The organism is Secundilactobacillus silagei JCM 19001, from assembly GCF_002217945.1.
Classification (GTDB): domain Bacteria; phylum Bacillota; class Bacilli; order Lactobacillales; family Lactobacillaceae; genus Secundilactobacillus; species Secundilactobacillus silagei.
On sequence record NZ_BCMG01000003.1, the window covers coordinates 61,106 to 75,532 of the forward strand.

Here is a 14,427-nt window from a genome sequence, read left to right on the forward strand (position 1 = left end):
TAACAGTGAAACACTCACTGTTAACTGTCCTTTTATGCACTAACCATCTATTTCAATTTAACTAAATGAGGTTTACCATAAAAGTAACCTTGGCGGAAAGGTAAATCGAGGTCATCAAGCAGCTGATCTTCTTCAGCGGTTTCGGTCCCCTCCACCACTAATCTCAGGTGGTACTGATCAGCAACCTTTTTCCAGAATTTGAGTTGGTCAACGATCTGAGACTCCCGGTGTTCACTGCGAAAGTTCTGCATGGCAAACTTAATTTCATCGATGTATGGCAGCAGGAATTTAATACTGTCATAGGTATTACCGCCGCTGCCAACATCATCCGCGCTGACCTGAATCCCGTGTTTGGTATAGTGCTTAACACTTTCGAGTAACTGATCATCGGAAACTAACTTGTCGCTTTCTTCCTCAGTAACCTCTATAATCAGTTCAACTGGGAAAATTTCGCGTTGAACACCAATCAATGCGGCCGCCATCTGCGGATCAATAAATTGGCGGCGATTTAAATTAAACGAAATTGAGCCGACTTTTAAGCCAATTCGATGAGCCGTCTTTTTCAATAAACTGACTTGTTCATCAACCGGAATAGCTTCAAAATTTTGTGGGAGGCTCCAGTGCTTTTCATCGTACTTGCGAATTAACGTTTCGTAGCCAACCAGTGAATTCGTGAATTTATTCAATTGTGGTTGGATAAAGTACCTGTACACACCGATTCCTCCCCCGAAGTGCTTGTAAACCTGATTATATCATGTATAAATCTATTTTTAACTAATTCACTAAAATTATAAGATTATTCACTAATTAATATGAAATGAGGGGCTGTTATCATGAAAGTCATTATTATTGGTTGTACACATGCAGGGACGATTGCCGCTACTGAGATCTTAAAGAATCATCCGGAGACTGACCTGACAATCTATGAACGTGTTGATAACTTCTCTTTTCTATCCTGTGGTATTTCACTATACCTCGAAAACCGGGTTAAAAAGTTGGAAGACATGTTCTATTCGTCACCACAGGAACTTAGCGATATGGGAGCCACGGTGCGTGATAAGCATGACGTGCTTAAAGTTGACGCCAGCACCCACACGATCCAAGTCGCAAACATGGAGACTGGTGAGGTTTTTGACGACACCTATGATAAATTGATCATGACAACCGGCTCATCCGTGCTGGTGCCGCCCCTATACGGCATCGATAACACCAAAGTTTTGCTGTGTAAAAACTATCAGCAGGCTCAAACGATTCACCAAGCCGCGCAGAAGTATCACAACATTGCCGTTGTTGGTGCGGGTTATGCGGGCGTTGAATTTGCTTCAGCCCTTGCTAAGACGGGCCATCGGGTAACCGTTTTTCAGGCATTGCCGCAAGTGCTGAATAACTATGTTGATAGCGGTATGTCTGATTGGGTGATCAAGCAGCTGCAAGCTCACCATATTGACATCCATTTGGAAACTCAAGTCAGTGCCTTTACCGGCGACGAAGATAGTGACCAGGTCACGATTGAAACCAATCAGGGTGATTTTAAAGCCGACGTTGCCATTGTCAGCACCGGTTTTACGCCCAATACTTCCCTACTAGCCGGTCAAGTTAAGCTGGAACGTCACGGTTCATTTTCAACCAACCGGTTCCTGCAAACTTCCGACCCGGATATTTACGCTGCCGGTGACTGCTGTATGGTGCGGTTCAACCCCTCAAGGTCAGCAGCATACACCCCACTAGCAAGTGTTGCTATTCGCCAAGGAATGCTGGTTGCACATAATATCTTCAACCACACGCACCCCTACATTGGCACACAAGCCAGTTCAGCACTGGAACTTTATGGCAACGCCCTCGCGACCACTGGGCTGACGCTCACACACGCTTTAAAGCGGGGCTTAGATGCTGACAGCGTCACCTTTGATGGCACTTGGCGGCCAGATTACATGCCTTCTACTGACCGCCTCACCATCGTGTTAGTTTATGATAAAAAAACACGGCGGGTCCTAGGTGCTCAGTTATTAAGCAAACATGATATTACGCAGTCTGCTAACGCCGTATCAGTCGCTATCCAAAATAACAACACCATCGACGATCTCGCATTTGTCGATATGCTGTTCCAGCCCAACTTTGATTATCCCTTCAACTACCTTAACCAAGTTGCCCAACTGGCAATTGATCAAGAAGCGGCGGCGGGCCGAACCGAACCACGCTTCACAGCACCTGGTTATACACCGGATCAAAAATAAGCCATTAAAAACGAGTGTGCGACAAAACTCGGTAGATTCCAGAATTTAACCTAAATAACGCCTATTCCGGCGAACTTTGTCGGAATAGGCGTTATTTAGGTTAAGTGGCCGGAATCTGAGTTTTGACGCATGATTAGGCCATATTAAAGTATTGAACAAATAATCAATTTTGGTCTATTTTTAGTTAAGAAGCCAGTTAAAATCCTTACCAATATAGACTTATGTTACGATTTCTTTTTTCATTTGCTATCTAAACATCATATTCGGTTTCACGGATTCCCTGTTTCATAAGGTCATAAGGACTGTCCATTGTGGTCGCGTTCCAACTGGCTAATCCAGCCGTCAATGACGTGTCAAGCTGCTTGAGTTGGTGGTGACTGCGCAGTTCATTTAGAAAATTAGTTTTGATTTGGGCAATCAGCTGTTCTGCCTGCCCTTCATCCGAATGCAGCATCATTCCCCAGGTCGGATCCTCCTGGTCTAAAAAATAGGACAGGTTATTGTCTGCAGCGACCGTGGTTAAAGTATCCGAGATCACCCGGAGCAGCGTTTGATTTTGCTCTGGACTCAACATCCGCTGTAATTCAGCATAGTAGCGAATCCGAAACACCAGCATCGTCACTGGCAGGTCAAAGCGCCGATGATTTTCGATATAAACGCGGGCGTCCATCGTGAATGCCACCAGCGTCCGCAAATTAGTTTGCGCGTCAAAGGCTCCCTGTTCAGTAAGCCGGTTACGCAGCTGATGATTATAGACCTGTAACTGCTGCTGGCGCTGCGTCATCATTGCCAGTGCCCCGCTCAATAACCCTGGTAAGATCAGCCAAAACGTCATTTTTAACGCAATCGCCTGGTGCAGATAAAGGTTGATATAGGCGGTTGAAACAATTTGACAGAAAATAAAGAGTAAATTCGATAACATACCCGGAATAAACCCATAGAAGTAGGTAATCAGCATCACCACCACCGTAATTCCCAGATAAACGGCATTCCAGAGTAGATTACCCGATATATCAACGAAAATCGTCGTTAAACTCATGAGGGTCAGAAAAATCACAAAGCCAATATCCGCTTGAATACTAGCTCGACCACGGTCATCAATGTTCATGCCAGTTCCCCTTTCGTTTAAGTAACCCGTGACGCCATAGGATGGAAATCACCACGAATCCAAAGAAGGCGACGGCCAGCAGTGATAGTCCCATGTACACCCAGAAATGGCCCTGTTTGTGAAAGGTAACGTTAAACGCGTCATCTTTTAACAGTTTTTGCTTCTTAAACCGGTAACTAAAATGCTGATTATTATCATCCACAACGATCGTGTCAGTCTGACGATATTGAGCGAGCTTAACTTGCCGATTAAGCTGAGTGGAAGCCCGATACACCGCGTCCTCATGGGCTCCCGTTACCACTAACAAACCGTGATGTGCATTGAAGGGTGACCGCAGTAGCTGGGCTGTTCCCACCCGCTGAGCATACTGTTCTTCCAGACTTAATTTTTCGTTGGACTTAAACCCAGTGAAAGCTGAGTTGTATTGAAAGTATAACCGGTTATTCAGCTGTTTGATCAATGGCGTCTGGGCAGGAGTACCGAAAACAAGTACGTTAGCCTGCGCTAATTCGGCGGTACTTGGTTGGCCATGGTAGATCTTGAACTCCCCGGTATTTTGTTTGGCATAGTTACCGATCAGTCCAAATAGATTGGACATGGTGGCAAAATCATTTTCCGTTAATCGGTCTGGCCGAACTAACGCTAAATGATGAACCGCCTGTCCCTTCATAAAGACGCTGGGATAGTTATCAAACAGCAGATCCCGATTGGGCTTTGAGCGGATAGTTGCATAGGAGTCCGCCAGCACGGACGCCCACGCACTTTGGTCAGGTAACACCTGATTCGTCTCCCCTGGCAGAACCAAATCAAAGTCGGCCTGCACGGTAAAAGTACTGTTAAGCGGCAAATCAGCTGGCAGTTTGACCCGTACAGTATCATCATTGGCACGCTCACTGCTCAGTCGCTGACTGCCAATTGCCTGACCATTGACCTTGATGGTGGCTAATGACTGTTTAAAATCCAAGTTTTTAGCGTACCGCAGTCGCAGATTGATCGTTGATCCCGCTGCGTTCAGGTGGTCGTTAGGCAGCTGAACAAAAAAGGTCTTCACGTGGTGTCCGGCACCCTGTACCCGATCATCCTTTTCCAGCAACGGCTGACGGCCTTGAAATTGCAGCACCGACGCAAAGGTAGCGGTTTGCAGGCTGATCCATTTGGTAGTTTGAGCCGTTTCTCGCATCAATTCTTCATTGGCGACAAATTGAGCGGCCTTTTCTAGTAACTGATTTGATTTAGATGTCACCACCAGTACCGGCCGCCGATTGAGATTCATCACCTGAATGACGGCGTGATCAACTAATCGTTGCTGCGGTAACTGTCTGCGTAAGTCTGAGGGTAAATGGTCGAAGTTAGCCACCAGCAGCCTAAAGTCGGTCTGCCTACCGTTCTCCAACGGCCTCAGCGGCAATTCACGATCCTCGGCAGTCACAAACCGGGTCAACCCTGTCAGTGCCCGCAAGCTGGCTGTAAGCTCCGCATCCGTAGCCCGTAACGGTGTTTCAACTGCTGATTGGTTGGCTGTAATCGTATCCGCACCAGTCATGTGCCCGTAAAAATCATTAATCTGATCGGTCGGTTTTTCAATCTCATAATCGAAGTTGACATTGCTCGTGTTAACGATGGTCAGCCAATTGGCAGGGGTCTGCGTGGTCGGTGTCTTTTGGTTCAGTAATTGCCCCGCTATTTGCAGATTATTTTGTGATTTAAGCAGCTGGGTCGGGATCTTAATCTGTTTCGTCTGCAGTCCCTTGGTTTTTGAAGGCCGAAATGAATCGAAAGTGACGCCATTCACAGTGACCGTCATATCTGAATCCTGCCGATCATTTAATTGGGATACCTGAAAGTTCAGGTTAAGGGTCGCTTTTTTGACGCGCCAATACCCCATTTTGACAAAATACATATTGGCTGAAACGGCCTTACCAGCTAACGAAGTCGTCTCATTTTGAAACGGCTGCGTGTACTGCTTGGCAGTTGCCTGATGGCTACTAGTAAGCAGCAGTAAAAGTAAGGTCATGGTAAAGAGAGTCCCACTAATAACGCTTCGTTTTATACCACTTAGCTTGCTGATGAAAGATTTGTTCACGAATATATCCCACCATTCCGTAGATTGCCACTGCCAGCCACATCTGACTATAGATAAAGTACATCAAACCGATAATGCCCAAATTATCGATCGTCATTTCACCCTTTTCAGTCGTAATCGTCACAAACGTGCTCAAAATAAACAATAAGATCGCGAATAACCAGACCGTGCCGCTATAGTCCTGAAGTGTGATATGGACCATGTTCGCCACTGAGAGGACGAATATAATGTCGGAAAAAACTAACGCAAACAGCAGTAAAAAATAGGTGCTCATAAAATACAGCAGATCAAACCAGATCACTCTGGCAGCCGGCCGAAATAACAGCCCTAAATTTTTTAAAATCACGTAGATGTTTCCCTTCACCCAGCGCGTGCGCTGATGAAACCAAACGTCTAGGGTCTGCGGTTCCTGCTCCCAGGTGACTGCCAGGGGCTGGAAGGTGATCTGCTTGCCCAGCCGGTACACCTGAAAGCTGATTTCAGTATCCTCGGCCAAGGCTTTCACGTCCCAGCCCCCAACAGTCTCCAAAACATGGCGATGGATCACGTAGTTCGTCCCGGGGATCGTGCAGAGTTTAAATAACTGGCGCCGACCAGCCTGAGCCATCCATTGAAAAGCAAGTGTTTCAATGTTAATAAACCGGGTCAGCATCGTGACGTTTCGATTCCGCGTCCGAAACTTACCAATCACGGCACCCAGCTGCGCATTTTGCATGAGGGTCGCTACCAGATAACGCAGTGCGCTGGCTGCCGGTGTATTATCGGCATCGTAGACGGCAATTACGTCCCCCTTAGCCTGTTGTAAGCCAATATTCAGCGCATTTGATTTCCCCTTACCGCCAGTTTGCGCGTTGGTGTTGATAACCTGAAAATTACGGTTCTGATACACTGACTGCATTCTGGTCAATAAGGCTGCCGAATCATCGCTGGAATTATCATTGATCACGATTAATTCATACCGTTCCTGCGGGTAATCAAACTTCAATAGTGCCTGGACCGTTTTCAGCAGTACCTTGCCTTCGTTATGCGCCGGTACAAGGATCGACACGAACGGTACCTTTGCCGGTAAGGTCGGAGGTGCTGTTCGACACCAGTTTAAATAGTAGTAATACCCAGCAATTGTTAGCACTAAATTAACGATCAGGATCCCCCAGATCGCGATTATCGCAACAAATAACAGACTGCTTAAAATTGAAATCACCTATCCTTATTCATATGCGAGTGAATAAATTTACCACGGTAAATGTGCCGGCCAACGATCAGTAACCCTGCTAACAGCAGACCAATGCCCGCAAATAACCATAATAACGCTTGGGATTGCCACTGAATGATCTGATTCATCCAAGATGTTTTAACAACTCGCTGATGCGAATCTGAAAATTCCGTCATACCGGCATCCAAGTCCGTTATTGGTTCACCGTTAAACAGATATTGTCCCGCGCGATAACCGTATGAAGTCGCAGCCGTTTTTAACGTAGTCTTTAGCTGGTCTTGAACGGGATCAAACCACTTAAAATTGCTGGTTTGCAACTGCTGCATCAAGTCGTTAATTTCTCTTTGTCCAGCCGGCATATTTACCAGTAGTGCAGTTGGCTGGGTAAATTTAATCTTCCCCCGGAACGTCGCCGTTTCAAATGCCTTAAACGGAATGCCCACGATCCCCGTATCAAACTGCTGACTAGTGGTGACGGCTGCTTCAGGTTCAGCGGACGGCTGCTCAAGTTTTTGCGGCTGATCAGGCAACATCAAGACGTGCGTTGCCTGATTCAAGACCGCCCTCTGCCTACGCACTGAACGATTCCAATAACCAGCAGCACTGACCCCAACCGGAATCACCCGGTCTGCGCCTAAACTGGCCAATTCAATTTGAAAAACCGATCTTAATTCAGTCTCATTCAACCGCTGAGTGCCAATTTCAGTAGCGGGGCTCCAAAAGATGAGCCCACCGGCTTTTTCAACTGACCTCAACACCTTGGTATATCGGTGAAAGGCCTTGAGATTCGTGTTTTGCGCCACGCTAACAATACTGAGTGCAAACGGGAAGCCCCGTGCTGCTAGCTGATCGATCAAGTGCTGTAAATGATCAAGTCGCGTATAGGGTGTAATTCCCGTAATCGTTAGCATTGGCCGATGCACCCAGGATGGTCGCCGAAAAAGCCGGGCCAATAACTGACCCGCTAAGGTCATTGATAACCCATCCTTTCCTAGCTCAGGTAAAAAGCCCGCTTGCCCTACAACCACGCCATACGAATAAAGAGTTGCAGGCTGTGTCTGGCTCGTTAACCACCCGATCGACTGCGTACCATCCGTTCGTCGGTCATTAACCAAGAGCGTTTTATTCGCCGAAAGCGGCTGTCTTGCACGACCTTGGTGAAGGTTTAACTGCTGGTGAGTTAACGTTTTGAACGTTCCGCCCAGTCCTGTGCGTTCATCCGCCTGTAAATTAGGCCCAATATGCAGTTTAATCCCGTTAAACCTAGCTCGGTCTTGTTCAAAGGCCTGATTTTGACTACGTGACTGTGCCCAGTTCACCATTGTAATAACCCCTTGATACCGGCCAGTTTTTAGCATGTGCTGGTGATATTGACTCAGCTGAACGGTTCGGGCGCGCAATCCGAAACTGGTCAGCAGTCTTTGACAGCGATCTAAGCTTAAATCGCCGTGTTCAGCCACGTTTTTTGAATCGTAGACCAGCAGCACTGGCTGATTATCAGCAGCTTCAGCTCGAATAGCAGTGCGCTCAATACCAATGACCAGCAGCACTGTAATTAAGAACCAGCCAAAATAACTTTTACACTTCATCATTTGTCCTCCATAGACGATGCTGCAAAACGTCGCTAAGTAAGATCAGTCCAGCTGACGTTAGGCAAACGGCTACCGGTAGTAAATGAGTGACAAAATTAGCTGTCCCATAAAGCACAATGGTCACTGGCGGTACCAGTACCACAATGGATAGCAGTCCCAATACCAGCCAAAAATGACTTCTAAGCTGCTGGTCAGACTTTTCCAAGCCACGCAATAACCCGCTGACATAGATGATCATGATGGCAGCTGCTAGCAAACAGTTAAAGCCGTATGTTTTAGGATAATAGGCCCCAGCTGCATAACTAAAGAGCGAAAAATACGCGGTTTTCTGAAACGGCCGATGATCTCCTTGTTTTTCCTGAGTTCCAGTCAATCTGGGTCTTAGAACCAGCATGTTTTTAGCGGCGCGGTTAAGTAATAAATTGAATTGATGCGGATGCTCAGTATATTCACGTATCAGCCACGGCAGGTTGTAGCGCTGACTAAAATTTTGCTGGGTATAATCAGTCTGTGGCGCTAATGCCGCATACGCAGTCGGGTAATAGCTTTGCCCCTTCATTAAGGCAAACTGTTCGTCGATCTTGCTGGTTTTAGCGACCTGTTCCGGCTGATCAGTTGCGAGCAGCCGCCCCTGTGTCAGTGCTTGATACTTATTCATTGCCCGCACTTCCGGTGTTATATGATTAGCTGAAAACCAGCAGGTAAATAGCAGCACACTGGTCACAACCGCGGCGGTCCCGTGAATCCACTGACGATTTGGCAGCCTTAAAATACCAACTGACATGAACAAGATCCCCAAAATCAGCAAACTAGTTGACTCATGTACTAGCAACAGCGCCATGGCACTCAGATAAAAGCCCACTGCCAGCCATTTATTAACAGCTTTGTAACGACTAACCAATAACCCAAAGCCAATCAGGTAAAGCAGTAAAATAAACGTCATTGTCTGTGGATAAAACGAGTTGAAGTACAGCGTAAACGACGAATCGGCGACAAATAACGTTGCGACTGCTGCAATGACGTAGTTTCGTAACCGACTTTTTTCTCCCACCAGCCCCTTCACTAAAACGGCTACGCCACCTAAGTAAAGGCCATAGTGAACGGCGCCAAGAAAGCGAATATCAAACCGACTGTGACTATAAAATAGCCGATTCAGGCCAACCGCCAGTTGGATCACCACCGACTGAACCGTCAAATGTTCTAAATGAAGCGGATTATAGTACTTCATCAAACCGTACTGCTGGACCACGTAACCGGCTTGGACTTGGTGCAGACTATAGAGATCATTAGTCGCCATGAAGCGTTGAAAATCGCCGTTATCCGAATAACCATGAATCGGTGTCAGTAAGATCAGCCACCCTGCAATCAACGCACAACACACGACTGCCAGTGTCGTTGGGCTGATTTTGACCGTTTCAGCTATTTTTTTCAATCCCAGTCCCTTTCGTTTAATCGCCTGAGTAGTATAGACCATTTTATAGTAACCGAAGCGGTGTTCGCGTACAATAAAAAATCACTAATATTATCAGGTGAAAAACTGTCTCATTTATGAAAGTGACCTAAAGATCCGCCAATGGCTGCTAACACGCGGTTGTGAACACTTTTCCTTCAATCACAAATTAAAGACTGTTTGAAATTTACGCTTAAATGAGGCCATAAAAAAAGACTGTCACATTTTCCGTTCGAGGAATTTGTAACAATCCTAGTGGTGCATTCAGTTATTATTTCAAAAGTAACCCTAGGCTATAGTGAATGATCATGGTAATGATACCCACGATGACATTCCGAATAACGGCGGTTTTAACTAAACCATTTCCTAACTTAGCAGCTAGAAAACCAGTAATACCAACGGAAACACAGACGGCTAAAATCGTCGCTGGCCATTGAAATGACACTGGTGAAAGCGTCATTGCTGCTAGTGGAAAGACACCACCTAAGGACGCTGAAAATAGTGATGAGAAGGCCGCGTACCATGGATTCATGTAGTGATTCAGCTTCAAATCATACTTGACATTCACCACGGTCTCCAAAGGCTTTTGCGACATTAATTCATTGGCGATCTTAGTGGCGGTTGCTTCGGTGACACCACGGTCAGTGTAATGATTGATCACCGCTTGCAGTTCACCTTGATACTCCGTTCTCAGCAACCGTTTTTCAGTTCGAACAACTGATTTTTCAGTATCCTTTTGGGTGCTGACTGATGCGTATTCACCAGATGCCATGGAAAAAGCACAGGCTAGTAAATCAGATAGCCCCGCAATAAAGATGGTGAACTGATTAGGCGTGGCAACCGCCACACTAAATAGCACACCAACAACGGTTAGGATACCATCGTTAGAACCCAGCACACCCGCACGTAAGGTGTTTAATTTTTCTTCCATCGTTTGGGTGGACTTTTTCTTCTTTTGCTTAATAACTACTTCACTCATTTAAAGTCCCCCCTATAGATGCCCAATCATTGTCCCAATGGCGTAAGTGACGATCATCGTCAGCATACCGGACACAACGTTTCTGAAGATTCCGTTGCCACGTTTAGCATTCCCCAAAGTGGCCGCGCTAAATCCAGTGAGCGCCAAAGCGATAACCACCGCCACAAAAGTTCCTACGATTCTGATTGAGGCAGGCAACATTGTGATTGCTAATAGTGGTAAGATAGAGCCGATAGGAAACGAAATCATAGAAGAAATAGCTGCCGCATACGGACTGGTATATTCACCAACATCAAAACCATACCGTTCGCGGACCGTGGTAACTAATGAGTCTTGCTTCATCATTTCACTAGTCGCTTGCGTAGCTAATTGCGGATCGATGCCGTCACCAACGTACTTTTGTTTGACGAAGTTAAATTCATCATCATAGTTGTTAGCAAGGGCTTCTTTCTGGTTCATGATTGCTCGCCGCTGCGCATCCTTTTGTGTGTTCACGGAGACGTATTCACCCATCGCCATGGATACCGTACCGGCCAGCATTCCTGAAATACCAGAAATAAAGATAGCAAAGTTGTTCGTTGTAGCACCAGCGACACCGATAACAATCCCGGCAACTGATAGGATACCATCGTTAGCACCCATAACAGATGCCCGCATGATATTGATTCGCTGTGCTAAAGTTTGCTTCTTTCTCATTTATTTCAACCTCTTCCCAGTTTAGAATGATTATTATTTACAATCACTATTCTAGACGCTCTTTAAGCAAAAGTAAAATTATTTTGCAGTTTTTTTGCGTGCCATTACATAAATCGGAGGTATCTATGGAAGAAAAGGTCACTAAATACCGTCAGTTATACATAACAACCCGCGATGCGATCCTAATTGCACCACTAACAGCTGCGCAATTAACAACTTTTAAAGCCCAATTAGCTGATCTCAAACCAGTGGGCTTGAATGGCTTGGCCAAAAAAATTGGTCAGGCTTATTTAGATTTAGTGAGCGCCAATCTCACTTACTCATCACAGCAGCTGATTTTTGTGCTCAATTTGAACCACGATCATTCAACCATTCCGTTACCCCTTTCAGCTGAGCAACTGCAGACCTGGCAAAAAACTCAGGCACCAGAATATCCGCTTTTCACACGAAACCCCTTTCTGTATAACGGTTTATCAATTGATGAAGTCGCGGCTGAGGCCCTTTTGTAACATTCTAGTAACATTTCATACAAAATATAAGTCAAAACACCGAATTTTTAAGATCCTGATAATTCGGTGTTTTTTATTATTTTTAACCATTTATTGCAATTCTTCGTTTAAAATCAAGCAACACTAATTCTCATTTTTTAACTTTTTTATTACTTTTATGTAACAGGTTTGTTACATAGCGCTTTCATATTTCCGTTTATGACATGATTATGACAATGTTTCAAATACATGACGTATTTCAAATTTAATGTAGTGATTCTGTTACTGAAAACCAGATTTCGCATGTTATAGTATTACTCGTGGCAAGGATAAATAATACTTACCTTATAGTTTAATTAATTTAATCCCTATGCTTTTGAGCATAATATCGAAAGGTTGGTCAAACATTTTATGTTACCAAAATCAATTTTTTCACGTAGTTTACTCATGTTCGGTACGTTAATCGGTCTCGGTTTTACTACTATCTCTGCTTCCGCTAAAGAATATACTGTTAAATCAGGCGATAGCCTTTGGGATATCGCAAAAGACAACAACACCTCAACCAAGGCAATTGTTGATGCTAACTCACTCAGTTCAGCTAGTGCCGTTATTTTACCCAATCAAAAGTTAAATATCCCCACTGGTGCAAAGGCTGATAAGAGTTCCAGAATTACGCCGCTTACTAAAAGTTCTTCAAATGCTTCAAGCAGTTCAAATGCTTCAAGCAGTTCAAATACTTCAACTGCTTCAAACAGCAGTAAGGCCAAGCAAAACGACACCAAAAACGCAACTAGCGGCTGGACAACCATGGTTGCCACAGCTTACGATCCACAAGTTGCTGCCGGTGGCCAAGGAACTTCAATTCCTACCGGTACTGGTGTAGCCGCTGCCTTAGACCGTTATCCTAAGGGAACTCAACTGGAAATTAAGTACCAGGACGGCCATACTGAAAACCGGGTCGTTAACGATACGGGTACCTTTACTTACAGTAACCCTAACCAGTTAGACATTTCCATGACCAATTCACAAGCCATGCAATTTGGTCGTCAATCGATCCAAGTTCGGGTCATTGGCTAATTTTAAAATAAACATTAATCGGTCACCCAATCATTAAGGGTGACCGTTTTTTATGCGCTGCCGCCTGAATCTGAGTCAATTTCTTTTGTGGCCCCCTGTGCTACAATAATATTAAATGACATCTGGAGGTAATTCTAATGGGAAAATATATTGTCCATTCAACCTTACGGCCAGCGGGTACTCAAGTAATGAATCAAACAGGCGGCCATTCTTACCTGGCTGACGAGCCCCTAGTCGCTAAGGGAACCGATGCTGGGCCTAATCCTGTTCAGTACCTATTAGGCGCTGTAGGCAGCTGTATGAGCATCACAGCCCGTGAAATTGAAAACTCCGAAAAGAATTTAACCATCAAGAAGTTCAAGGTCGACGTTACCGGGGAAACCACGACGTACAGCGATGAAAGTTCTAAGGTGACGCACATGACGATCAAGATCACCGCCGAAACTAACCTGTCACCTGCCGATCACAAATTCTTCTTAAATGAAGTGGTGCGGCAATGCACTGTCCACGAATCCTTAAAGGGTGCTATTCCAATGGATATTATTTTTCAATAAAATGCAAAAAGCAGCTTGATTACTGACTGAGTAATCAAGCTGCTTTTCCTTTAGAGTGCCATCTTTAGTGTTTCCAAGACGCCATTGTGATTATTATCAAACTGCGTCACGTGAGCTGCTGATTGGCGAATCTTGTCAGCAGCATTTTTCATCGCAAAACTATGCGGCGTCATCGTCAGCATACTCAAATCATTTTCGTTATCGCCAAAAGTCATCAACTCGTCATCAGCAATTTGATAGTGATCCTGCAGTATCTGCAGACCAGAACGTTTCGTAGCGTTAGCTGAACCTACCAAATCGGTATTAAAACCCGACGTTTCGTTAGTTAATTTGGCTGGCAGTACTTGCGCTAATTTCGCTGAAGCCGAATCGAAGTTAACCCCTGGCGTGAAACTGACGGCCAATTTAGTAAATTGATCCTTCACCGCCGTGCTCGCAATGGTCGCCAAATTATCAACGCCAATCACTGGCCGATAATAGTACTTCACGATTTTTAGAAACTTCGGATCCATATCCCGATTAACGTAGGTCCCGTTTAACCCAGCCACCACTTCTTGACTGATCAGTCCAGGTTTAAAGCTTTTACGTAATAGCTGAATCACACCGTGAACCTGTTCGTCGCTGATAGCTTCAATGTGCTGCAGTTTGCTACCACTGTGAACAATCGCACCATTTTGTGAAATATAATCCATCTGATCAGCGACCTCAGCAAACTCATGCCGTAAACGCTGGTACTGAGAACCGCTGGCGGCAACGAAATGAATGTGGTGAGCTTTCATTTGCTTAAAAAGCGCTAAAAACGTTGTCTTATCATACTGACGCTTATCATCTAAAAAAGTGCCATCCATATCGACTGCTACCATCTTGATCATTTAAATTACCCCACTTCTGAAATTTTTCATACCGTTCATGATAACGGAAATTACCAGAACTTGCATGAGAAATGGGTATTT

Annotated in this window: 13 protein-coding genes; 4 read left to right on the plus strand and 9 right to left on the minus strand. The window is 45.1% G+C overall.

The window, feature by feature from the left end; genetic code table 11:
- Nucleotides 1–47 precede the first annotated feature (47 nt).
- Nucleotides 48–713, minus strand: coding sequence for an EAL domain-containing protein (locus CES79_RS03495; protein WP_089136319.1), 666 nt, complete (start codon nt 711–713; stop codon nt 48–50).
- Between the two features lie 120 nt (nt 714–833).
- On the opposite strand from CES79_RS03495, the gene CES79_RS03500 reads away from it, so the two are divergent.
- Nucleotides 834–2,234, plus strand: a complete 1,401-nt coding sequence (locus CES79_RS03500) for an FAD-dependent oxidoreductase (protein WP_089136320.1) — start codon at nt 834–836, stop codon at nt 2,232–2,234.
- 250 nt (nt 2,235–2,484) lie between these two features.
- On the opposite strand, the gene CES79_RS03505 is transcribed toward CES79_RS03500, so the two are convergent.
- From CES79_RS03505 to CES79_RS03535, 7 genes are all read right to left on the minus strand, one after another.
- A complete protein-coding gene (locus CES79_RS03505) occupies nt 2,485–3,342 on the minus strand; it encodes a GGDEF domain-containing protein (protein ID WP_089136321.1) in 858 nt (285 codons plus the stop codon).
- Nucleotides 3,332–5,356 (minus strand): cellulose biosynthesis cyclic di-GMP-binding regulatory protein BcsB, encoded by a 2,025-nt coding sequence (locus CES79_RS03510; protein WP_089136322.1) that lies wholly within the window; start codon nt 5,354–5,356, stop codon nt 3,332–3,334. Before CES79_RS03510 ends, CES79_RS03505 begins: the two co-directional genes overlap by 11 nt.
- A 16-nt stretch (nt 5,357–5,372) precedes the next feature.
- Nucleotides 5,373–6,623, minus strand: coding sequence for a glycosyltransferase family 2 protein (locus CES79_RS03515; RefSeq protein ID WP_089136424.1), 1,251 nt, complete (start codon nt 6,621–6,623; stop codon nt 5,373–5,375).
- Nucleotides 6,623–8,227 carry a hypothetical protein gene (locus CES79_RS03520; RefSeq protein WP_089136323.1) on the minus strand — a complete coding sequence of 535 codons (1,605 nt, stop codon included), beginning with the start codon at nt 8,225–8,227 and terminating at the stop codon, nt 6,623–6,625. The genes CES79_RS03515 and CES79_RS03520 overlap by 1 nt, the downstream gene beginning before the upstream one ends.
- Nucleotides 8,217–9,704: a glycan biosynthesis hexose transferase WsfD gene (wsfD, locus tag CES79_RS03525; RefSeq protein ID WP_133286324.1), complete on the minus strand. Its 1,488-nt coding sequence runs from the start codon at nt 9,702–9,704 to the stop codon at nt 8,217–8,219. Before wsfD ends, CES79_RS03520 begins: the two co-directional genes overlap by 11 nt.
- 247 nt (nt 9,705–9,951) lie before the next feature.
- Nucleotides 9,952–10,659: a VIT1/CCC1 transporter family protein gene (locus CES79_RS03530; RefSeq protein ID WP_054655746.1), complete on the minus strand. Its 708-nt coding sequence runs from the start codon at nt 10,657–10,659 to the stop codon at nt 9,952–9,954.
- A 12-nt stretch (nt 10,660–10,671) separates the two neighbouring features.
- Nucleotides 10,672–11,355 (minus strand): VIT1/CCC1 transporter family protein, encoded by a 684-nt coding sequence (locus tag CES79_RS03535; RefSeq protein ID WP_054655748.1) that lies wholly within the window; start codon nt 11,353–11,355, stop codon nt 10,672–10,674.
- A 125-nt stretch (nt 11,356–11,480) separates the two neighbouring features.
- Between CES79_RS03535 and CES79_RS03540 the strand changes: the two genes are divergently transcribed.
- The 3 genes from CES79_RS03540 (at nt 11,481) to CES79_RS03550 (ending at nt 13,474) form a co-directional block, all read left to right on the plus strand.
- Complete coding sequence (locus CES79_RS03540) at nt 11,481–11,864, plus strand: hypothetical protein (protein ID WP_089136325.1); 384 nt, start codon at nt 11,481–11,483, stop codon at nt 11,862–11,864.
- Nucleotides 11,865–12,290: 426 nt separating this feature from the next.
- Entirely contained in the window at nt 12,291–12,920 is a 630-nt protein-coding gene (locus CES79_RS03545) for a LysM peptidoglycan-binding domain-containing protein (protein WP_159459451.1), read from the plus strand.
- A 137-nt stretch (nt 12,921–13,057) separates the two neighbouring features.
- A complete protein-coding gene (locus CES79_RS03550; protein WP_054655756.1) occupies nt 13,058–13,474 on the plus strand; it encodes an OsmC family protein in 417 nt (138 codons plus the stop codon).
- A gap of 50 nt (nt 13,475–13,524) precedes the next feature.
- Here CES79_RS03550 and CES79_RS03555 read toward each other — a convergent pair whose 3' ends face one another.
- Nucleotides 13,525–14,346, minus strand: a complete 822-nt coding sequence (locus CES79_RS03555) for an HAD-IIB family hydrolase (RefSeq protein WP_054655758.1) — start codon at nt 14,344–14,346, stop codon at nt 13,525–13,527.
- Nucleotides 14,347–14,427 lie beyond the last annotated feature (81 nt).